This is a genomic window from Rhodanobacter sp. B2A1Ga4, from assembly GCF_018101315.1.
GTDB lineage: Bacteria > Pseudomonadota > Gammaproteobacteria > Xanthomonadales > Rhodanobacteraceae > Rhodanobacter > Rhodanobacter thiooxydans_A.
Window position 1 is genome coordinate 1,163,077 of record NZ_JADBJR010000001.1, and the last position, 19,839, is coordinate 1,182,915.

Annotated in this window: 22 protein-coding genes; 10 read left to right on the forward strand and 12 right to left on the reverse strand. The window is 66.7% G+C overall.

Annotation, left to right across the window (positions count from 1 at the left end):
- Positions 1–81: 81 nt before the first annotated feature.
- Positions 82–660, reverse strand: a complete 579-nt coding sequence (gene efp, locus IMW82_RS05435; protein ID WP_108472516.1) for an elongation factor P — start codon at positions 658–660, stop codon at positions 82–84.
- Positions 661–747: 87 nt separating this feature from the next.
- On the opposite strand from efp, the gene epmB reads away from it, so the two are divergent.
- Complete coding sequence (gene epmB / locus IMW82_RS05440) at positions 748–1,758, forward strand: EF-P beta-lysylation protein EpmB (protein WP_108472515.1); 1,011 nt, start codon at positions 748–750, stop codon at positions 1,756–1,758.
- 134 nt (positions 1,759–1,892) lie between these two features.
- A complete protein-coding gene (locus IMW82_RS05445; RefSeq protein WP_108472514.1) occupies positions 1,893–3,935 on the forward strand; it encodes a GGDEF domain-containing phosphodiesterase in 2,043 nt (680 codons plus the stop codon).
- 97 nt (positions 3,936–4,032) lie between these two features.
- On the opposite strand, the gene rplS is transcribed toward IMW82_RS05445, so the two are convergent.
- From rplS to ffh, 5 genes are all read right to left on the reverse strand, one after another.
- Entirely contained in the window at positions 4,033–4,434 is a 402-nt protein-coding gene (gene rplS / locus IMW82_RS05450) for a 50S ribosomal protein L19 (protein WP_056386474.1), read from the reverse strand.
- A gap of 30 nt (positions 4,435–4,464) precedes the next feature.
- Positions 4,465–5,250 (reverse strand): tRNA (guanosine(37)-N1)-methyltransferase TrmD, encoded by a 786-nt coding sequence (trmD, locus tag IMW82_RS05455; RefSeq protein WP_108472513.1) that lies wholly within the window; start codon positions 5,248–5,250, stop codon positions 4,465–4,467.
- Between the two features lie 33 nt (positions 5,251–5,283).
- Positions 5,284–5,799, reverse strand: coding sequence for a ribosome maturation factor RimM (gene rimM, locus IMW82_RS05460; RefSeq protein ID WP_108472512.1), 516 nt, complete (start codon positions 5,797–5,799; stop codon positions 5,284–5,286).
- A gap of 3 nt (positions 5,800–5,802) precedes the next feature.
- Entirely contained in the window at positions 5,803–6,057 is a 255-nt protein-coding gene (gene rpsP, locus IMW82_RS05465) for a 30S ribosomal protein S16 (protein ID WP_108472511.1), read from the reverse strand.
- A gap of 134 nt (positions 6,058–6,191) precedes the next feature.
- Complete coding sequence (gene ffh / locus IMW82_RS05470; protein ID WP_108472510.1) at positions 6,192–7,571, reverse strand: signal recognition particle protein; 1,380 nt, start codon at positions 7,569–7,571, stop codon at positions 6,192–6,194.
- Between the two features lie 96 nt (positions 7,572–7,667).
- Here ffh and ccsA point away from each other — a divergent pair, with 96 nt between their 5' ends.
- Positions 7,668–8,465 (forward strand): cytochrome c biogenesis protein CcsA, encoded by a 798-nt coding sequence (gene ccsA / locus IMW82_RS05475; protein WP_108472509.1) that lies wholly within the window; start codon positions 7,668–7,670, stop codon positions 8,463–8,465.
- A gap of 8 nt (positions 8,466–8,473) precedes the next feature.
- On the opposite strand, the gene radA is transcribed toward ccsA, so the two are convergent.
- The 6 genes from radA to IMW82_RS05505 all read right to left on the reverse strand — a co-directional run bounded on the left by radA (position 8,474) and on the right by IMW82_RS05505 (position 13,416).
- Entirely contained in the window at positions 8,474–9,859 is a 1,386-nt protein-coding gene (gene radA, locus IMW82_RS05480; protein WP_108472508.1) for a DNA repair protein RadA, read from the reverse strand.
- 120 nt (positions 9,860–9,979) lie between these two features.
- Entirely contained in the window at positions 9,980–11,374 is a 1,395-nt protein-coding gene (locus IMW82_RS05485) for a replicative DNA helicase (protein WP_108472507.1), read from the reverse strand.
- Between the two features lie 219 nt (positions 11,375–11,593).
- The gene (gene rplI, locus IMW82_RS05490) at positions 11,594–12,043 is read right to left on the reverse strand and encodes a 50S ribosomal protein L9 (protein ID WP_108472506.1); all 450 of its coding nucleotides are present in this window, start codon (positions 12,041–12,043) and stop codon (positions 11,594–11,596) included.
- 137 nt (positions 12,044–12,180) lie between these two features.
- The gene (gene rpsR, locus IMW82_RS05495) at positions 12,181–12,411 is read right to left on the reverse strand and encodes a 30S ribosomal protein S18 (protein WP_007081973.1); all 231 of its coding nucleotides are present in this window, start codon (positions 12,409–12,411) and stop codon (positions 12,181–12,183) included.
- A 14-nt stretch (positions 12,412–12,425) separates the two neighbouring features.
- Entirely contained in the window at positions 12,426–12,854 is a 429-nt protein-coding gene (gene rpsF, locus IMW82_RS05500) for a 30S ribosomal protein S6 (RefSeq protein WP_108472505.1), read from the reverse strand.
- A gap of 235 nt (positions 12,855–13,089) precedes the next feature.
- Positions 13,090–13,416 carry an iron-sulfur cluster assembly accessory protein gene (locus tag IMW82_RS05505; protein WP_108472504.1) on the reverse strand — a complete coding sequence of 109 codons (327 nt, stop codon included), beginning with the start codon at positions 13,414–13,416 and terminating at the stop codon, positions 13,090–13,092.
- 150 nt (positions 13,417–13,566) lie between these two features.
- Between IMW82_RS05505 and asnS the strand changes: the two genes are divergently transcribed.
- The 7 genes from asnS to IMW82_RS05540 all read left to right on the forward strand — a co-directional run bounded on the left by asnS (position 13,567) and on the right by IMW82_RS05540 (position 19,621).
- Positions 13,567–14,982, forward strand: a complete 1,416-nt coding sequence (gene asnS, locus IMW82_RS05510) for an asparagine--tRNA ligase (protein ID WP_211004029.1) — start codon at positions 13,567–13,569, stop codon at positions 14,980–14,982.
- Between the two features lie 14 nt (positions 14,983–14,996).
- The gene (locus IMW82_RS05515; protein ID WP_211004030.1) at positions 14,997–15,821 is read left to right on the forward strand and encodes a MalM family protein; all 825 of its coding nucleotides are present in this window, start codon (positions 14,997–14,999) and stop codon (positions 15,819–15,821) included.
- Entirely contained in the window at positions 15,818–16,132 is a 315-nt protein-coding gene (locus IMW82_RS05520) for a hypothetical protein (RefSeq protein WP_211004031.1), read from the forward strand. Before IMW82_RS05515 ends, IMW82_RS05520 begins: the two co-directional genes overlap by 4 nt.
- Positions 16,133–16,142: 10 nt before the next feature.
- A complete protein-coding gene (locus IMW82_RS05525) occupies positions 16,143–16,934 on the forward strand; it encodes an SDR family oxidoreductase (protein ID WP_211004032.1) in 792 nt (263 codons plus the stop codon).
- A 74-nt stretch (positions 16,935–17,008) separates the two neighbouring features.
- Complete coding sequence (locus tag IMW82_RS05530) at positions 17,009–18,487, forward strand: aldehyde dehydrogenase (protein WP_211004033.1); 1,479 nt, start codon at positions 17,009–17,011, stop codon at positions 18,485–18,487.
- A gap of 40 nt (positions 18,488–18,527) precedes the next feature.
- Positions 18,528–19,193, forward strand: a complete 666-nt coding sequence (gene can, locus IMW82_RS05535; protein ID WP_108472499.1) for a carbonate dehydratase — start codon at positions 18,528–18,530, stop codon at positions 19,191–19,193.
- Positions 19,190–19,621, forward strand: a complete 432-nt coding sequence (locus IMW82_RS05540) for a Rid family hydrolase (protein WP_211004034.1) — start codon at positions 19,190–19,192, stop codon at positions 19,619–19,621. Before can ends, IMW82_RS05540 begins: the two co-directional genes overlap by 4 nt.
- Positions 19,622–19,839 lie beyond the last annotated feature (218 nt).

Sequence of the window (19,839 nt, forward strand, 5' to 3'; positions counted from 1 at the left end):
GCCCGCCCCATGTTCGCGATCCCCGCTTCAGCAGGGACTGCACGCCGGCAAGGACGTGAGGTTCGCCCACGCGCCGGCGCCTCACTTCACGCGACTGTCGTACTCACCGGTGCGGGTATCGACCTTGATGACTTCGTCCTGGTTGACGAACAGCGGCACGCGCACCACGGCGCCGGTCTCCAGCGTGGCCGGCTTGCCGCCGCCGCCCGAGGTGTCGCCGCGTACGCCCGGGTCGGTCTCGGTGATCTTCAACTCGACGAACTTCGGCGGCTGCACGGCGACGATGCCGCCGTTGAACAGCGTGATCACGCACTCTTCCTCGCCCTTGAGCCACTTCCATGCATCACCCATCGCGGCCAGCGTCGCCGGCACCATCTCGAAGGTTTCCATGTTCATGAAGTGCCACAGCCGATCCTTGCCGAGGCCATCGATGAAGGAAAGCTGCATGTCGGTATCGGTGACATCGGCTTCCTCGAACGAGTCGCTGGACTTCAGCGTCTGCTCGGTGGTGCGGCCGTCCTTCAGGTTGCGGATGCGGATACGGGTGAACGCCTGCCCCTTGCCCGGCTTGACGAAGTCGGCCTCGGTGATGATCCACGGATCACCGTTGTGGAGGATCTTCTTGCCCGTTTTGACGTCATTGAGGCCAAGGGTCGCCATGCGTTGTCTGCTCCGGAGGTAAAACCGCCCGTCGGGCGGTTAAAATGGGTATCTGCCGCGGGCATCATGGCCCGCTCAAGGCCCGACATGATAACCGCAAGCCCCAGCGCCCGCCTATCTTCACCCGCCGCAGACTGGCGCGAACTGTGGCGGGATGCCATCACCGACGCCGCCGAGCTGCTTCAGGCCGTGGGCCTGGGCGACCGCCCCGACCTCATTCCTGCCGACGATGCCGGCTTTGCCCTGCGCGTCCCGCGCGGGTTTGTCGCCAGGATGCGCCAGGGTGACCCCTTCGACCCCCTGCTGCTGCAGGTGCTCCCGCAGCGGGCCGAGCACGATCGCGTCGAGGGCTTCACGACCGACGCGGTGGGCGACATGGCCTCCCGCGCCGGGCACGGCCTGCTGCACAAGTACGACGGACGCGCGCTGCTGATCGCCAGCGGCAGCTGTGCGGTGAATTGCCGCTACTGCTTCCGCCGGCACTTCCCCTACGGCGAGGAGATCGCCGCAGCCGGGCAATGGCGCGAGGCGCTGGCCCACGTGCAGGAGGATCCTTCAATCCGCGAGCTGATCCTCTCCGGCGGCGACCCACTGGCGCTGGCGACGCACAAGCTCGACGAACTGACCCGGGGCCTGGCCGAACTGCCGCAGGTCATCCGGCTGCGCATCCACACCCGCCTACCGGTGGTGCTGCCGGAGCGCATCGACGACGCCTTCATCGCCTGGCTGGCGGCCCTGTCGCTGCAGAAGGTGGTGGTGCTGCACGCCAACCACGCCAACGAGATCGACGCCAGTGTCGACGCCGCCTGCGCCCGCCTGCGCGCGGCCGGCGCCACCATGCTCAACCAGTCCGTGCTGTTGCGTGGGGTCAACGACGACGCCGACGCACTGGCCGAACTGTCCGAGCGGCTGTTCGCCGCCGGCGTGCTGCCGTACTACCTGCACCAGCTCGATCGCGTGCAGGGGGCCGCGCATTTCGAGGTCAGCGACAGTCGTGCCCTGGCGCTGATGGAGGCGCTGCGTGCCCGCCTGCCGGGCTACCTGGTGCCCCGGCTGGTACGCGAGGTGGGCGGCGATGCATCCAAACGCCCCCTGTGAACCGGGCAGCGGTCATCATTGGATGATTTTCCCGCTGGCGGCTGTGGACGGAATCCGCTACAAACACTGACTGCGGCTGACCGCGGCACCCGCCCAGCGTCGCCTGCGATGATCAACGGACAGCACCACGCCCCATGAAAAAAGATTTCGTCATCAAGATCCTCTTTGTCGAAAGTTCGCTGGAAGAGGCCGAACAGATCATCAGCCTGCTGCGCAATACCGGCATCGCCGTGCGCCCGGCCCGTGCCACCAACGCGGAGCAGATGCAGGCCGCGGTGAACGAGCTGGAACCGGACGTGGTGATGTTCGACCCGGCGATCACCAGCATCAGCCTGGAGGACGCCGTCAAGGTGCTCGATGCGTACGGCCGCGATTACTCGCTGCTGGGCCTGGTCAACGCGATCGACAATCAGATCGTGGCGGACCTGTTCGTGCACGGCGCCCGCGGCGTCGCCTCGCGCAGCCAGCCGAAGCAGCTGATCGCGGTGCTGCAGCGCGAATTCGAGTCGCTGCAGACACGACGCCAGGTGCGCCGTCTGGAGACCTCGCTGCGCGAATCGGAGCGACGCTGCGACGCACTGCTCGACTCGTCCACCGACGCGATCGCCTACGTGCACGAGGGCATGCACGTGCGCGCCAACCAGGCTTACCTGGAGACCTTCGGCTACGACAGCTTCGACGACCTGCTCGGGCTGCCGGTGCTGGACATGATCGACTCGGCCCATGCCGACGAGTTCAAGACCCTGCTGCGCGGCCACGCACGGCAGGAAAAAACGCCGTCCCAGCTCACCCTGCACGCGCGCCGCGCCGACGGCAGCCAGTTCGACGCCACGGTGGAGTTCGCACCAGCCACGTTCGAGGGCGAACCCTGCCTGCAGATCGTGTTCCGCCGGCAGCAGGTCGACCAGGCCATGCTGCAGCAACTGCAGCGCGACCCGGTCACCGGCCTGTTCAATCGCGCCCGCATGCTGGAATCCATCGACGACGCCGTCACTGCGGCGGCCAAGGGCAAGAAAGGCCAGTCGCTGCTGCTGATCGAACCGGACAACTGGGCCTCGCTGGTGGGCGGCATCGGCCTGGGCAAGGCCGACGAACTGCTGGCCGGCTTCGCCGACCGTATCCGCATGCTGCTCGGCGCCGACGATGTCGCCGGCATGCTCGCCGAGCACACCCTCGGCGTGGTGCTGGACACGCGCGCGGACGAGGCCATCAAGGAGTGGATCGCCAAGCTACAGCACAGCGTCAGCAACGAGATCTTCGACGCCGGTTCGCGCTCGATCACGGTCACCGCCAGCATCGGCGGCAGCCTGCTCGGCGAGAAGAACGCCAACACCGAACTGCTGCTCAACCAGGCCAGCCAGGCCCTGCGCACGGCGCAAAGCCTGGGCGGCAGCCAGGTCGAGCTGCACGACCCGGCCGCACGCGAGAAGGCCGACGAGGAACGCGAGCGCTACTGGCTGGAGCTGCTGCGCAAGGCGCTCACCGGCGAAGGCCTGGTGCTGTACCACCAGCAGACCATCAGCCTGCAGGACGCCGAAGGCGACTATTCGGAGATCCTGCTGCGCATGAATGGCCCGCAGGGCGAGGTGTTGCCCGGCTTCTTCATGCCGATCGCCGAAAAGCACGGCCTCACCGGCGCGATCGACCGCTGGGTATTCGGCCAAGCCATCAAGGCGCTGCAGGATCGTGAAGGCCAGGGCCAGCAGACCACGTTCTTCGTCAAGCTCACTGCCGCATCGCTGCAGGACGACAGCCTGCTGGCGTGGCTGGGCGATCGGCTGAAGCAGGCTGGACTGAAGCGCGGCCAGCTGGTGCTGGAGATGACCGAGAGCAAGGTGATGACCCTGCTGCGCCCGGCGCAGGAGTTCGTCAACGGCTGGAAGAAGCTGGGTGGCCGCTTCGCGCTGGAGCAGTTCGGCTCGGGCCTGAACTCGTTCCAGTTGCTCAACCACATCGACGCGGACTACCTGAAGATCGACCGCAGCTACATGGCCGACCTGCCGCAGCACCCCGAAAGCCAGAAAAAGGTCACCGAGATCTGCCAGCAGGCCCACGAGCTGAAGCGCCAGACCATCGCCGAATGGGTCGAGGATGCCACCAGCACCTCGTTGCTGTTCGCCTGCGGTGTGGATTTCGTGCAGGGCAACTTCCTGCAGCAGCCGCAGCGGCTGGAGTAAGTCTCTCCGGCAAATCGCGCCACGGCCCTTGTTCCGGCCACAAAAAACCCGCGGATCGCTCCGCGGGTTTTTCATGCTGCAGCAACTGCGGAGCGGATTACTCGGCAGCAGCAGCCGCGGCGGCCTTCGCGTTCGCCTTGGCGGCGGCAGCGGCGGCGATGTCTTCCTTGATGCGGGCGGCCTTGCCTTCCAGGCCACGCAGGTAATACAGCTTGGCGCCGCGCACCTTGCCCTTGCGCTTCACGGTCACCGAGTCGATGGCCGGGCTGTGTGCCTGGAACACGCGCTCCACGCCGGTACCATGCGAGATCTTGCGCACGGTGAAGGCCGAATGCAGGCCGCGGCTGCGCTTGGCGATGACGATGCCCTCGAACGCCTGAACGCGCTCGCGGTTGCCTTCCTTCACCTTGACGTTGACCACCACGGTGTCGCCGGGGCCGAAGTCCGGCAGCTGGCGGGTGATCTGCTCGGATTCGAACTGTTCAATGATCTTGTTCATGGCGCACCTGTCGGTTCACGTAAATCGATATCAATGTTGCGGCCACTCGGCCACACCGTCTTGCCGTGTCTGCTCTTGCGAGACATGTTCGCGGCGGAATTCGTCCAGCAGTGCACGGGATGCCGCATCCAGCCCACGCTGTGACAACAAGTCCGGGCGGCGCAACCAGGTTCGTCCCAGCGATTGCTTGAGGCGCCAGCGGGCAATCGCCGCGTGGTCACCGGACAGCAATACTTCCGGTACATCACCCAGCGCATCGTGCACCGGTTTTCCATAATGCGGACAATCCAGCAGGCCATCCGAGAATGAATCCTGCTCGGCCGACTGCGCGTCGTTCAACGCGCCGTCCTGCAAACGCCCCACCGCGTCGATGATCACCGCGGCGGCGAGTTCGCCGCCAGACAGCACATAGTCGCCGATGGAGAGCTCCTCGTCGACCTCGTGCGCCAGCAGGCGCTCGTCCACACCTTCGTAACGCCCACAAAGCAGGGCGATGCGCGGCAACTTCGCCAGCGCTTCCACCCTGCCCTGCGTCAGCCGCGCTCCCTGCGGACTGAGATAAACCAGATGCACCGGCTCCGGTGCCGCCGCACGTATGGCCACCAGGGTCGTGCGCAACGGCTCGATCATCATCACCATGCCCGGACCGCCGCCATATGTGCCGCTGTCCACGCTGCGGTGCTTGTCGGTGGCGTAGTCGCGCGGGTTCCAGGTTTCCACCTGCAGCAGCTCGCGTTGCTGCGCGCGTCCCACGACTCCGACGGCGGCACACTGGCGCACGAAGTCGGGAAACAGGCTGACGACATCGATGCGCATGATCCTTGATCCTCTGCCCACAAGCCGGCGACGTCAGAATTCGGGATCCCAGTCCACCACCATGCGCCCTGCGGACAAGTCCACCGAACGCACATACGAACCCTGGATGAAGGGAACCAGCCGCTCGCGCGCCCCGTCCCTGACCACCACCACGTCGTTGGCACCGGTGGCGAACAGGTGACTGACCCGCCCCAGCTTCACGTCTTCCGTGGTGACGACCTCAAGTCCTTCGAGATCGACCCAGTAATACTCGCCTTCCGCCGGCGGTGGCAGTTGCTCGCGGGCGACATGGATGTCGGTACCGATCAGCGCTGCCGCCTGCTCCCGGTCGTTCACCCCGGGCAATTGGGCCACCATGCCCTTGCCCTGCGCACGACCCTTCACCCCGCTGACCTGCGTCTCCATGCCGGGCGCTGCACCGAGCAGCCACGGCTGGTAGTCGAAGATCCGCATGCGCGGCTCGGCCCAGGATTCGATCTTGAGCCAGCCCTGCACGCCGTACAGCCCGACGATGCGCCCGATCGGGACGCGCCGACCGGCTGCAGCCATGACTCAGGCAGCCTGCTGCTTGCCGGCTTCCTTGACCAGGGCGGCGACCTTGTCGGTCAGCTGGGCACCCTTGCCGACCCACTCCTGCACGCGGGCGACGTTCAGCTCAAGGCGCTTGTCCTTGCCCGACGCGACCGGGTTGTAGAAGCCCACGTTCTCGATATTGCGGCCGTCGCGCTTGTTGCGCTGATCGGTCACGACGACGTGGTAGAACGGACGGCCCTTGGCGCCACCGCGCGAAAGACGAATCTTGACCATGGTAAAACTCCAGAATTGCCGAACCGGCGGCAGGCACACGAGAGCCGTGCGCGGTAAACGGGGTATTTTAGGGGCGTAATCGGGAAAAGGGAATAGGGAATCGGAAAAGCAGCCTCGCGCCGCGCCCCCCGCCCTCAGCGCATCGGCGGCAAACCACCCATGCCACCCATGCCCTTCATGGCGCCGCGCATCTGCCGCATCAGGCCCTTGGTGCCGCCCTTGGACAGCTTGGACATCATCTTTTCCATCTGCATGTACTGCTTGAGCAGGCGATTGACGTCGGCCGGCTGGGTGCCGGAACCACGCGCCACGCGGGCGCGACGCGAGCCATTCAGCAGATCCGGATGGCGGCGCTCTTTCTTCGTCATCGAGCAGATGATCGCGATCATCCGGTTCATCTCGCCATCGTTGACCTTGGATTTCACGCTGTCCGGCAGGCTGGACACGCCGGGCAGCTTGTCCATCAGGCCGGCCAGGCCACCCATGTTGCCCATCTGCTCCAGCTGGTCCTTCATGTCGTTGAGGTCGAAGCGCTTGCCCTTCATCACCTTCTGGGCCAGCTTCTGCGCCTTGTCCTGGTCGACCTTGCGCTCGACCTCCTCCACCAGCGACAGCACGTCGCCCATGCCGAGGATGCGCTGGGCCAGGCGGTCGGGATGGAACGGCTCCAGCGCATCGCTCTTCTCGCCGGCGCCGAGGAACTTGATCGGCTTGCCGGTGACGTAGCGCACCGACAGCGCCGCGCCGCCGCGGGCGTCGCCATCGGTCTTGGTCAGGATCACGCCGGTCAGCGGCAGCGCCTCGTTGAACGCCTTGGCCGTGTTGGCCGCGTCCTGGCCGGTCATCGAGTCGACCACGAACAGGGTCTCGATCGGCGTGATCGCGGCGTGCAGGGCCTTGATCTCGGCCATCATCGCCTCGTCCACGTGCAGGCGACCGGCGGTATCGACGATCAGCACGTCGACCACCTCGCGGCGCGCGGCGGCGATCGCATCCTTCGCGATCTGCACCGGATCCTGGCCCGCCGCCGACGGGAAGAACTTCACCCCGACCTGCTCGGCCAGCGTGCGCAGCTGCTCGATCGCGGCCGGACGGTAGACGTCGCAGCTGACCACCATCACCTTTTTCTTCTTGCGCTCGGCCAACAGCCGCGCCAGCTTGGCCACCGTGGTGGTCTTGCCGGCGCCCTGCAGGCCGGCCATCAGCACTACCGCCGGCGGCTGCTGGGCCAGATTCAGTTCGGTATTGGCGGTGCCCATCACCACGGTCAGCTCGTCGCTGACCACCTTCACCAGCGCCTGGCCCGGCGACAGGCTCTTGATCACGTCCTGGCCGACCGCGCGCACCTTGATCCGCTGGATCAGCGCCTGCACCACCGGCAGCGCGACATCTGCCTCCAGCAGCGCGATGCGCACCTCGCGCAGGGCCTCGCGGATGTTCTCCTCGGTCAGCCGGCCGCGACCGCGCAGGCGATTGACGGTGATGGAAAGACGTTGGCTGAGCGACTCGAACATGACGGGACCGGCAAACAGGGAAGTGCACGATTATAGCGGACGGACCGCCCCGCTTCGCATGCAAGCCGGCATGGCCCTGTGCGACACTGCGCGGCTATGACCATCCACGTCCTGGCCCTGATCGCCATCGTGCTCTACCTTGCCGCCGCCGCCGGCCTGGCGCGCCCGCTGCTGAGCGGCGGTCAACCGCTGAACCGGCTGGCGCTGGCGCTGGCCGGCAGCGCCGTACTGATCCACGCCGGCATCCTGCTTGGCATGCATCGGGGCGCACTGGACCTGCACTTCTTCGCGACGCTCTCGCTGGTCGCGTTCGTCGTCTCGGCGCTGACCCTGCTGGTGAACGCTTCGCGTCCGGTCGCCGCACTCGGCGTGATCGTGTTCCCGCTGACCGCCGCGCTGCTCGCGGTGGACAGCTTCCTGGCGCCACCCACCCTGCCGCAGCCGATGGACTGGCAGATCAAGCTGCACGTGACGGTGGCCCTGCTCGCGTTCGGCGTACTGTCGATCGCCGCCGCGCTGGCGATCCTGCTGGCGCTCCAGGAGCGGGCGTTGCGCCATCGCCAGTTCGGCCGCTGGCTGCGCGCGCTGCCCCCGCTGACCCTGACCGAGACCCTACTGTTCCGCCTGATCAGCGCCGGTTTCGTGCTGCTCACGCTGACCCTGCTCACCGGCGTGCTGTTCGTCGACAACCTGTTCGGCCAGCACCTGGCGCACAAGACCGTGCTGTCAATCGTGGCCTGGCTGGTGTTCGGCGTGCTGCTGTACGGCCGCTGGCGGCACGGCTGGCGCGGCGTGCGCGCGGTCAACCTGACCCTGATTGGCATGGCCGTGCTGGTGCTGGCGTTCTTCGGCAGCAAGGCGGTGCTGGAACTGGTCCTGCACCGGGGCATGTAGCCGCACGTTCAGCGGCAGGCGTCGATCGCCTCGCTCAAGCGCTCCACCCCGACCACCTCCATCTCGCCGACCTTGCCCTTCTTCGGTGCGTTCGCCTTCGGCACGATCGCGCGGCGGAAGCCGTGGTGAGCAGCCTCCTTCAGGCGCTCCTCGCCGTTCGGCACCGGGCGGATCTCGCCCGACAGGCCGACCTCGCCGAAGGTCACCATGTGCTCCGGCAATGGCCGGTCGCGCAGCGACGACAGCACCGCCAGCAGCACCGGCAAGTCCGCTGCCGTCTCCTGCACGCGGATGCCGCCGACCACGTTGACGAACACGTCCTGGTCGTACGCCGCCACGCCGCCGTGCCGGTGCAGCACGGCCAGCAGCATCGCCAGCCGGTTCTGTTCCAGGCCCAGGGTGACCCGCCGCGGATTGCCCAGCGAGGACTGGTCCACCAGCGCCTGCACCTCCACCAGCAGCGGGCGGGTGCCTTCGCGGGTGACCATCACCGCACTGCCCGACGTTGGCCCCGCGTGCGTGGACAGGAAGATCGCCGACGGGTTCGGCACTTCGCGCAGGCCCTTGTCCGACATCGCAAACACGCCCAGCTCGTTGACCGCGCCGAAGCGGTTCTTGAACGCGCGCAGCACACGGAAACGCGAACCGGATTCACCCTCGAAATACAGCACCGCGTCGACCATGTGCTCGAGCACACGCGGGCCGGCGATGCCGCCTTCCTTGGTGACGTGGCCGACCAGGAACACCGAGGTACCGGTCTCCTTGGCAAAGCGCGTGAGCTTGGCCGCCGACTCGCGCACCTGCGACACCGAACCCGGCGCGGCGGTGAGCAGTTCGGTCCAGATGGTCTGGATCGAGTCGATCACCAGCACTCGCGGGCGCGTCGCCATCGCCTGCTCGAGGATGCGCTCGATGCAGGTCTCGGCCAACGCCTGCAGCGGCTCCAACGGCAGGCCCAGGCGCTGCGCCCGTGAAGCCACCTGCGCCAGCGACTCTTCGCCGGTGACGTAGACACTGGGCAACTGCCCGCCCAGCGTGCCCAGCATCTGCAGCAGCAGGGTCGATTTGCCGATACCCGGATCGCCGCCGATCAGCACCACCGAGCCCTCGACCAGGCCACCACCGAGTACCCGGTCCAGCTCGCCGATACCGGTCAGCGTGCGCGCCTCGGTGGTCAGCGCCACCGCGGTCAGCGGCGTGATGCGCGGCGCGCCGGCGGCCGTGCCGGCGTAGCTGGAACGCTGCGCGCCCACCGACGGCTTCGCCGCCGAAGCCGGCGCCAGCACGATCTCGCTGAGCGTGTTCCATGCGCCACACTCGGCGCACGAACCCTGCCACTTCGGATGTTCGGCACCGCAATCGGTGCAGACATAGGCGGTCTTGGCTTTGGCCATGCGGGGTTGTCCGGCTGGATACGTGGAAGATGCGAGCTTAGCCCGCGATCATCGCAGGCGGCGAGATGCATCGACCCGTGAAGCTGTCAGCTTTCGCCGTCGGCAGCGCGATCCCTGCGGTCAGTCGAACGACCCCACGAACGAATCCGACGCGTAGTTCACGAACTGGGTGTAGTGGCCGAGGAAGGTGAGCTTGCAGGTGTCGGTGGGACCGTTGCGCTGCTTGCCGATGATGATCTCGGCGACGCCCTTGTCCGGCGATTCCTTGTTGTAGTACTCGTCGCGGTAGATGAACATGATCACGTCGGCGTCCTGCTCGATGGCGCCGGACTCGCGCAGGTCGGACATCATCGGGCGCTTGTCGGCGCGCTGCTCCAGCGAGCGGTTGAGCTGCGACAGGGCGATCACCGGCACGTTCAGTTCCTTGGCCAGACCCTTCAGCGAACGCGAGATTTCCGAGATCTCGGTGGCGCGGTTTTCCTTGTTGCCGGGCACCTGCATCAGCTGCAGGTAATCGATCACGATCAGGCCCAGCCCGCCGTGCTCGCGGTGCAGCCGGCGTGCGCGCGAACGCAGTTCCACCGGCGACAGGCTGGGCGTGTCGTCGATGAAGATCTTCGCCTCGGACAACAGCGCGATCGCGTTGGAGACGCGCGGCCAGTCCTCTTCTTCGAGGGTGCCGTTGCGCAGGTGCTGCTGGTGGATGCGGCCGACCGAGGAGATCAGGCGGAACGCCAGCTGCGAGGAGGACATTTCCATCGAGAACACCACCACCGCCTTCTTGCCACCCAGCGCGGCGGCCTCGGCAATGTTCAGCGCAAAGGCGGTCTTGCCCATCGACGGGCGCGCCGCCACGATGATCAGGTCCGACGGTTGCAGGCCGGAGGTGAGCGCATCCAGGTCGGTGAAGCCGGTGCTGACGCCGGTGAGCTGGCCGCGGTTCTCGTAGCGCTCGGTGAGCAGGCGGAACGCGTCCTTCACCGCCTCGCGCATCGAGACGGAATCTTTCTTGCCGCGCGCGCCGGATTCGGCGATGTGGAACACGCGCTGCTCGGCGCTTTCCAGCACTTCGTGCACGCTCTTGCCCTCGGGCCGGTAGCCGTCCTCGGTGATCGAGGTGCCGGCGTCGATCAGCTGGCGCAGCACCGATTTCTCGCGCACGATCTCGGCGTAGGCAGCGATGTTGGCCGCACTGGGCGTGCTGTTGGCCAGCTCGATCAGGTAGCCGGCGCCACCGACCATCTCGGCCATGCCGTTGCTCTCGAACCAGTCGCCCAGGGTCACCGCGTCGCACGGCATGCCCTTGTTCGCCAGCTCGTTGATCGCCCGCCAGATCAGCCGGTGATCCTTGCGGTAGAAGTCATCCTCGGCGAGCCGGTCGGCCACCTTGTCCAGCGCATCCGGTGCCAGCATCAGGCCACCCAGCACCGCCTGCTCGGCATCGATGGAGTGCGGTGGTATCCGCAACGCCTCGATGGCGGGAGAGGAAGGTTTGCGTTCGGGCACGAAGGACATCGACTTACCTCGGAAAATTGCCCCACAATCGGCACGTCATGCGCCGACATTTCGCGGGTAGCCACACGGACACCATGATGCGCGGCGGCGTCTCAACCGTCGAGACAACAAACCTGTGGATAAGCTGTGGGTTGGTGGGGATAAAACCGGGCCACTGCCCGAATCCCGAAAAACAAACGGGCGCCTTGCGGCGCCCGAACGTTTCCGATGAGCTGGAGCTTACTTGTCGCCGACCACGATCACCTTGACGGTGGTGTGGACGTCGGCATGCAGGTGCAGCGCCACGTCGTACTCGCCGGTGTTGCGCAGCGGACCCTCGCCCAGGATCACCTCGCCCTTGTGCACGGCGTGACCGACAGCGGCCAGGGCTTCGGCGATATCGCGCGGGCCGACCGAGCCGAACAGCTTGCCTTCCGCACTGGCGTGCGCGGAGATGGTGACCGACGCATCAGCCAGCTTGACCTTGCGTGCCTCGGCATCGGCCAGCGCCGTGTTGGCCTTCGCCTCGTACTCGGCGCGACGCCGCTCGAACGCAGCCAGATTGGCGGCGTTGACGCGCACGGCCTTGCCCTGCGGCAGGAGGAAATTGCGGCCATAGCCGGGCTTCACGACGACCTTGTCGCCGAGCGTGCCCAGACCGCGGACTTTCTGCAGAAGAATGAGTTCCATGATGCTTCCTTTTCGTTAGCGCCGGTGTGGCCCGACGCAGCCAGAGGACGGTTGTCCGAAGGTTTTAGCTGAAAAGCCAAGCCCGGCCTTGGCCGGGCGAGACACTGACCGCAGCACGGGGCCGCGGCCAGTCACGATCAGACGTCGTGGTTGTCGGTGTACGGCAGCAGCGACAGGAAGCGCGCGCGCTTGATCGCGGTCGCCAACTGGCGCTGGTAGCGCGCCTTGGTGCCAGTGATGCGGCTCGGCACGATCTTGCCGTTCTCGGTGACGTACTGGCGCAGGGTGTTGAGATCCTTGTAGTCGATCTCCTTCACGTCTTCGGCAGTGAAGCGGCAGAACTTGCGGCGGCGGAAAAACTTGGACATGGCTGTGCTCCTGATCAGTCGTCGCTGTCGCGATCGTTGTCGCGGTCGTCACGACCGCCGCGGCCTTCGCCATCACCCTCGTCGTCGCGACGACGGGTGGACTTGGCATCATCCTTTTCCTTCGACTTCAGGATGAAGGACGGCTCGGTGTCGGCTTCGTCACGACGGACCACCAGATGGCGCAGCACCGCGTCGTTGAAGCGAAAGCCCGACTCCAGCTCGTTCAGCGCACTCTGGCTGACTTCGATGTTGAGCAGCACGTAGTGTGCCTTGGCCAGGTTGACGATCGGGTACGCCAGCTGACGGCGGCCCCAGTCTTCCAGACGGTGGATCTTGCCGCCGTCGGTCTCGATCAGCGCCTTGTAGCGCTCGAGCATCGCGGGGACCTGCTCGCTCTGGTCCGGATGGACCATGAACACAACTTCGTAATGACGCAGGGTCATTGTGGGTTGACTCCTTGTGGATGCGGCCTTGCGGCCTCGCAGCCTCCCGCCGATGCGGTGAGGCAAGTGTCCTGTCGGCCCCGGTTGGTGCGGACAGAAGCGGAATTGTACGGCGCCGGCGAAGGTCGGCGCAAGTCATTGATGAAACAGGGGCCCGGCAAGGCGGGCGACGGCCTCCCGGGCCTGCCTCGGGATCGCCCTTCCCGCCTGCCAGCGAATGCCCTGCCGGCCCAGCTCAGCTGACCGTGAAACTCTCGCCACAGCCGCAGGCGCCGGTGGCGTTCGGGTTGTGGAACACGAAGCTGGCATTCAGGCCCTGCCGCTGGAAGTCGATCACGGTGCCGTCGACCAGCGCGAGGCTCTTGTCATCGACGATCAATGGCAAACCGTCCACCTCGACCACCCGATCGCCCTCACCCATCACCTCGGCCAGGTCCACCACATAGGCGAAGCCGGAGCAGCCGGTGCGCTTGACGCCGAAGCGCACGCCGGCGGCGGTCGGGGTGGACGCCAGGAAGTGGCGCATGCGCTCGTTGGCGGCGGAAGTGATGGTGATGCTCATGACGGCAGATCGAACCTCGGAGATGACCCGGAAAGTCGCAGCACGGGCGGCAGCTACATTATCATGATGGTTTGCTCCCATGCGCTGGCGCGCAGGGAACACTCATCCATTACACGTCCAGATGCGGCGTGGCAGCAGGAGTTTCAACCGATGGCCGTGGTCAGTCCGACGCTATGCAGCGTGAAGCAGGCTCTTTCCGGCAAGCTCGACGCCGGCAGCACGGTGACGGTACGTGGCTGGGTGCGCACGCGCCGCGATTCCAAGGCCGGCCTGTCCTTCGTCAACGTCACCGACGGCTCCTGCTTCGATCCGATCCAGGCCGTGGTACCAGCCACCCTGGGCAACTACGAAAGCGAAGTGAAGCACCTCACCGCCGGTGCCGGCGTGGTCGTCAGCGGCACCCTGGTGGCCTCGCAGGGCAAGGGCCAGGCGTTCGAGATCCAGGCGAACGAGGTGATCGTCACCGGCCTGGTCGACGACCCGGAAACCTACCCGATCCAGCCCAAGCAGCATTCGATGGAATTCCTGCGCGAGGTCGCCCACCTGCGCCCGCGCACCAATCTGTTCGGCGCGATCACCCGTGTGCGCCACACCATGATGACGGCGATCCACCGCCATCTCACCGAACAGGGTTTCTTCTGGATCAACACGCCGATCATCACCACCTCGGACGCCGAAGGCGCGGGTGACATGTTCCGGCTGTCCACGCTGGACCTGGCCAACCTGCCACGGCTGCCCGACGGCAAGATCGACTTCCGCAAGGATTTCTTCGGCCGCGAGGCGTTCCTCACCGTGTCCGGCCAGCTCAACGTCGAGGCGTACTGCCTGGCGATGAGCAAGGTATACACCTTCGGCCCCACCTTCCGCGCGGAGAACTCCAACACCGCGCGCCACCTGGCCGAGTTCTGGATGGTCGAGCCGGAGATCGCGTTCGCCGACCTGGCCGCCGACGCCGACTGCGCCGAGGCGTTCCTCAAGGCGATCTTCAAGGCCGTACTGGACGAACGCCCCGACGACATGGCGTTCTTTGCCGAACGCGTGCAACCGGACGCGATCACCCGCATGGAGGCGTTCATCGCCAAGCCCTTTGAACGCATCGACTACACCGACGCGATCGAGATCCTGAAGAAGTCCGGCGAGAAGTTCGAATACCCGGTGGCCTGGGGCATCGACCTGCAGACCGAGCACGAACGCTACCTGGCCGAGAAACATATCGGCCGCCCAGTGGTCGTGATGAACTACCCCGAGGCGATCAAGGCGTTCTACATGCGTCTGAACGATGATGAGAAGACTGTCGCGGCGATGGACGTGCTGGCACCGGGCATCGGCGAGATCATCGGCGGCAGCCAGCGCGAGGAGCGGCTGGAATACCTCGACCGCCGCATGGTCCAGTTCGGCCTCGACCCCGCCGCCTACGGCTGGTACCGCGACCTGCGCCGTTATGGCACGGTGCCGCATGCCGGCTTCGGCCTCGGCTTCGAACGGCTGCTGGTCTATATCTGTGGCCTGTCCAACATCCGCGACGCCATCCCCTATCCCCGTGCCGCCGGAACGGCCGAATTCTGAGCAATCCAACTGCCATGTCGCTTCGACTCCCTGTCATCGCCGCCGTACTGGCCTTCGCCGCCCTGCTGGGCGGCTGCCATAACGCCAAGGCCTTGCTGCCGCCGAACCTGCGCCCGCCGTCGGAAAACACCGGCGACGCGCTGAAGCTCGCCCAGTTGCAGCTGATGCAGGCCTCGCCGTGCTGCAGCAGCTTCGCCGACTTCTCCTATCGCAGCATGCTGCCGTGGCAACCGGAGAAGTTCGTACTGGGCAGCGGCAGCATGGTCGCCAACCTCAACGGCACGCAAAGCTACTTCCTCGCCTTCCGCCTGCCGACCGGCGTGAAACTGCCGTACAAGGTCGCCATGAAGTCGGAATTGAACGGTCGCTGGCTGCACGCCAGCTACCTGTTCGCACCTACCATCGTGCTGCTGGACGAGGGCTTCCAGCCGATCCGTTCCGAGGATATCGGGCTGTGTGAGCACATGGGCTGGGGCGACGAGACCACTGGCGCCTTCGGCAGCCTGAGCATCGACAGCGCACAGGCGCACTACCTGCTGGTCTACAGCTCGGCCGAACAACAGTCGGGCAAGACCTACTGGGAGCAGTCACCGGCCTCGTTCTCCAGCTCCAGCGCCGCATCCCTGAAGATGAATTCCGCCGGCAGCTTCAGCATCCCGCACGGCCCGGACGGCACGCTGTGGGTCGGCATGATGAACAAGACCTACGAGAAGGCGCTCGGCAACGCGATCTGCAAGAAGGCCGCGAAGGGCGATGGCGTGCTGAATACCCTACGCACCGCGCTGCCGCTGCCCTGGAGCGGCGGTAACGGCGGCAAGACCGGCCACAGCCCGCCATGATCGCCCTCTATCTTGCGCTGCTGGCGAGCGGCGTCAGCCTGTTCGTGCTGTCGTACGTGGCGCCGTTCCGGGCTGCCGCGCTGCTGCGCACACGCTACCCGCAACACTGGCAGGTCATCGCCACGGCCGCGCAAGGCCGGCTTTCCGGGTTCCGCATCTGGGCCAGCATGCAGCAGGTGCTGCGCTCTCCAGCGCTACCTGCACTGGGCGATCCGGCGATCAACCGCTGGCGTCTGGTCTGGCGTTACAGCCAGTGGCTGGGCTGGCTGTGCTGGCTCGCCGCGCTGGCGATGCGGCTGTGGCTGCACTGAGGGAACAAGCATGCAACTGGATCTGGGTGGACGTCACGCGCTGGTCTGCGGCGCCTCGCAAGGCATCGGCCGCGCCTGCGCGATCGAGCTGGCCGAGCTTGGCGCCAGCGTCACCCTGCTGGCGCGCTCGGCCGACAAGCTCAGGGACGTCGCCGAAAGCCTGCCACGCATGCATTCCGGGCAGCGGCACGACTGGCGCTGCGTCGACATGCTGGACACCGCCGGCCTGCAGGCAACCGCGGCCGGGATCACCGCCGATGCCGCAGTACACATCCTGATCAACAACACCGGCGGCCCGCCGGGCGGCCCCGCCTACAGCGCGGAACCGGAAGCGTACGAAACGGCGTTCCGCCAGCATCTGCTGGCCGGCCAGGTCCTGCTGCAGGCGCTGCTTCCCGGCATGCGCGCCAGCGGCTACGGTCGCCTCGTCAACGTGATCTCCACCTCGGTGAAGGAGCCGATCGCCGGCTTGGGCGTATCCAATACCGTGCGCGCCGCCGTCGCCGGCTGGGCCAAGACCCTGTCCGCCGAACTGGCCGCTGACGGCATCACGGTCAACAACGTGCTGCCGGGCTACACCCGCACCCAGCGCCTCGACGGGTTGCTCGCCGCGCAGGCCGCCGCCAGCGGACGCAGCGAGGACGCAATCGCCCAGGCCATGCTCGCCTCGGTGCCGGCCCGCCGCTTCGGCGAAGCCGGTGAAGTGGCCGCAGTGATCGCGTTCCTGTGCACGCCCGCCGCCGCCTACGTCAACGGCGTCAGCATCGCGGTGGATGGCGGCCGCACCCGCGCGTTGAGCTGAGCCGCTCGTCCCGCACCTGCCGCATACGCCGGCGTCCGGTGCAATTGCGGCACGCTGGTTTTAAGCTTGCACGGATGCCTACCCCGCGCCTAGCCAACCTGATCGACGGCCACCTGCTGGCGCCGCAACACGATGCATGGCTGGAAGTGCACGAGCCGGCCACCGGGTCGGTGTTCACCCACTGCCCCGACTCCGATGCAACGGATGTCGCCGCCGCAGTCGCTGCCGCCCACCGCGCCGCGCCCGGCTGGGCCGGCACGCCGATCGAGCAACGCGCACGCCTGCTGCAGCGACTGGCCGACCTGGTCGAGGCGCGACTGGAGGAATTCGCGGCACTGGAATCGCGCGACAGCGGCAAGCCGCTGGGCCTCGCGCGCCGGCTTGACATCCCGCGCGCAGTCAGCAACCTGCGTTACTTCGCCGCCGCGATCCTCGGTTGGGGCAGCGAGTCGCACGCGATGGAAGCCGGCGCCACCGGCACCGGCGCGATCAACTACACCTTGCGCCAGCCGCTCGGCGTGGTCGGCTGCATCAGCCCATGGAACCTGCCGCTGTACCTGTTCACCTGGAAGATCGCGCCGGCCCTGGCCGCCGGCAACACGGTGGTGGCCAAGCCATCGGAAGTGACACCGTGCACCGCCGCCCTGCTCGGCGAATTGAGCATCGAGGCAGGCTTTCCGCCCGGCGTGCTGAACATCGTGCAGGGCCGGGGTCCCAGCGTGGGCCAGGCGATCGTGGAACATCCCGCGGTGAAGGCGATCTCCTTTACCGGCAGCACGGCCACCGGCGCACGCATCGCCAGCGCGGCCGCCATGCAGTTCAAGAAAGTCTCGCTGGAGATGGGCGGCAAGAATCCGGCGATCGTGTTCGCCGACGCCGATCTGTCCGACGCGAACCTGGACGCCATCGTGCGCTCGGGCTTCGCCAACCAGGGCGAAATCTGCCTGTGCGGTTCGCGCCTGCTGGTGCAGCGCTCGATCTACGAAACCTTTCGCGAGCGCTACCTGGCGCGCGTGCAGGCGCTGCGCGTGGGCGACCCGCACGACGCCAGCAGCGATCTCGGCGCAATGGTCTCGCAGACGCACTACGCCAAGGTGCTCGGCTGCATCGAACAGGCCCGCGCCGAGGGTGGCCACGTGCTGTGCGGCGGCGAAGCGATCCAGTTGACCGGCCGCTGCGCCAAGGGCTGGTTCATCGCGCCGACCGTGATCGAAGGGTTGCCGTCCGCGGCGCAGACCAACCAGCAGGAAATTTTCGGGCCGGTAGTCTGCCTGATTCCGTTCGAGGACGAAGCAGAGGCACTGGCGATCGCCAACGACAGCCGCTACGGACTGGCCGCCTCGCTGTGGACGCAGGACCTCGCCCGCGCGCACCGGCTCGCAAGCCGGCTCGAATTCGGCATCGTGTGGATCAATTGCTGGCTGCTGCGCGACCTGCGCACGCCGTTCGGCGGCGTCAAGCAGTCCGGGCTCGGCCGCGAAGGCGGCAACGAGGCGCTGCACTTCTTCACCGAGCCAAAAAACATCTGCATCGCCTACGCTCCCGCACCGTAGCGCGCTGCGCCGCTTGCCCATCCGAGGACCTGGAATTTCGATGAACTCACTGAAAGATCTGCTTGCCAACAACCGGCGCTGGGCTGCCCAAGTCACTGCGCAGGACCCGACCTTTTTCGAGCAACTTTCGCAGCAGCAGGCGCCGCGCTACCTGTGGATCGGCTGCTCGGATTCGCGCGTGCCTGCCACCCAGATCGTCGACCTGCCGCCGGGCGAGATCTTCGTGCATCGCAACGTCGCCAACGTGGTGGTGCACACCGACCTCAACGCGCTCAGCACCATCCAGTTCGCCGTCGACGTGCTGCAGGTGAAGCACATCCTGGTAGTGGGCCATTACGGCTGCGGCGGCGTCGGCGCGGTGCTGAAGGAAAGCCGCCTGGGCCTGATCGACAACTGGCTGCGGCACATCACCGACATCGCCATGAAGCACGCCGACAAGCTCGATCCGGCGCAGTCGTTCGCGATGCGCCACGCCCACCTGTGCGAACTGAACGCACTGGAGCAGGCGCTCAACGTGTGCCACACCACGGTGGTGCGCGAGGCGTGGGAGCGCGGCCAGCAGCTGGCCGTGCACGCATGGATCTACGGGCTGGACGATGGCCACATCCACGACCTGGGCCTGGACGTGCGCAGCCGCGAGCAATTGCCCGAGGCCTACCACCAGGCGATAACCCAGCTCACCCGTCGCTGGGAAGGCGCGGAGTGAGCAGCGACAGCATCCGCACCGACACCGCCCCCGCGCCGGTCGGCGCCTATCCGCACGCGCGACGTGTCGGCAACCTGCTGTTCCTGTCCGGCGTGGGCCCGCGCCAGCCCGGCAGCAACACGATCCCCGGCAACGTGCATGACGTGGATGGGCGACTGGTCGACTACGACATCGAGGCGCAATGCCGGCAGGTGTTTGCCAACGTGCGCGCGGTGCTCGAAGCCAGCGGCGCGCACTGGGAGGACCTGGTCGACGTCACCGTGTTCCTCACCGACATGCAGCGCGACTTCGCCACCTACAACCGCCTCTACGCCGAACACTTCGCAGGCGTCGACGCCTGCCGCACCACGCTGGGCATCAGCGCGCTGCCTACACCGATCGCGATCGAGCTGAAGTGCATCGCGGCGTGGCCGACGTCGCCGCGCTGAGTCCCCCTGGAACGGCGCGCAGACAGAACGCGCACATGAAAAACCCCGCCGGCTGTGCACCAGCGGGGCCTCGATCCACTACGACACGATCAACCCGCCGTCGACGCCGCCGCCGGCGCTGCCTCTGCAGCAGCCGCCTTCTTGTGGCTCTTGTGATGATGGGACTTGTGGTGCGACTTGTGGTGCATGGTTGTCTTCGGCGCAGTGTCCGCCGCCGC

What these genes read in the sequence shown, in the direction of transcription:
- IMW82_RS05525 (WP_211004032.1), top strand. Translation starts at nt 16,143, where the DNA reads ATGCAACTGGATCTGGGTGGACGTCACGCGCTGGTCTGCGGCGCCTCG.
- asnS (WP_211004029.1), top strand. Translation starts at nt 13,567, where the DNA reads ATGGCCGTGGTCAGTCCGACGCTATGCAGCGTGAAGCAGGCTCTTTCC.
- radA (WP_108472508.1), bottom strand. Translation starts at nt 9,859, where the DNA reads ATGGCCAAAGCCAAGACCGCCTATGTCTGCACCGATTGCGGTGCCGAA.
- IMW82_RS05505 (WP_108472504.1), bottom strand. Translation starts at nt 13,416, where the DNA reads ATGAGCATCACCATCACTTCCGCCGCCAACGAGCGCATGCGCCACTTC.
- rpsF (WP_108472505.1), bottom strand. Translation starts at nt 12,854, where the DNA reads ATGACCCTGCGTCATTACGAAGTTGTGTTCATGGTCCATCCGGACCAG.
- IMW82_RS05445 (WP_108472514.1), top strand. Translation starts at nt 1,893, where the DNA reads ATGAAAAAAGATTTCGTCATCAAGATCCTCTTTGTCGAAAGTTCGCTG.
- IMW82_RS05485 (WP_108472507.1), bottom strand. Translation starts at nt 11,374, where the DNA reads ATGTCCTTCGTGCCCGAACGCAAACCTTCCTCTCCCGCCATCGAGGCG.
- trmD (WP_108472513.1), bottom strand. Translation starts at nt 5,250, where the DNA reads ATGCGCATCGATGTCGTCAGCCTGTTTCCCGACTTCGTGCGCCAGTGT.
- ccsA (WP_108472509.1), top strand. Translation starts at nt 7,668, where the DNA reads ATGACCATCCACGTCCTGGCCCTGATCGCCATCGTGCTCTACCTTGCC.
- rplI (WP_108472506.1), bottom strand. Translation starts at nt 12,043, where the DNA reads ATGGAACTCATTCTTCTGCAGAAAGTCCGCGGTCTGGGCACGCTCGGC.
- ffh (WP_108472510.1), bottom strand. Translation starts at nt 7,571, where the DNA reads ATGTTCGAGTCGCTCAGCCAACGTCTTTCCATCACCGTCAATCGCCTG.
- can (WP_108472499.1), top strand. Translation starts at nt 18,528, where the DNA reads ATGAACTCACTGAAAGATCTGCTTGCCAACAACCGGCGCTGGGCTGCC.
- IMW82_RS05515 (WP_211004030.1), top strand. Translation starts at nt 14,997, where the DNA reads ATGTCGCTTCGACTCCCTGTCATCGCCGCCGTACTGGCCTTCGCCGCC.
- epmB (WP_108472515.1), top strand. Translation starts at nt 748, where the DNA reads ATGATAACCGCAAGCCCCAGCGCCCGCCTATCTTCACCCGCCGCAGAC.
- rpsP (WP_108472511.1), bottom strand. Translation starts at nt 6,057, where the DNA reads ATGGTCAAGATTCGTCTTTCGCGCGGTGGCGCCAAGGGCCGTCCGTTC.
- rpsR (WP_007081973.1), bottom strand. Translation starts at nt 12,411, where the DNA reads ATGTCCAAGTTTTTCCGCCGCCGCAAGTTCTGCCGCTTCACTGCCGAA.
- rplS (WP_056386474.1), bottom strand. Translation starts at nt 4,434, where the DNA reads ATGAACAAGATCATTGAACAGTTCGAATCCGAGCAGATCACCCGCCAG.
- efp (WP_108472516.1), bottom strand. Translation starts at nt 660, where the DNA reads ATGGCGACCCTTGGCCTCAATGACGTCAAAACGGGCAAGAAGATCCTC.
- IMW82_RS05520 (WP_211004031.1), top strand. Translation starts at nt 15,818, where the DNA reads ATGATCGCCCTCTATCTTGCGCTGCTGGCGAGCGGCGTCAGCCTGTTC.
- rimM (WP_108472512.1), bottom strand. Translation starts at nt 5,799, where the DNA reads ATGGCTGCAGCCGGTCGGCGCGTCCCGATCGGGCGCATCGTCGGGCTG.
- IMW82_RS05530 (WP_211004033.1), top strand. Translation starts at nt 17,009, where the DNA reads ATGCCTACCCCGCGCCTAGCCAACCTGATCGACGGCCACCTGCTGGCG.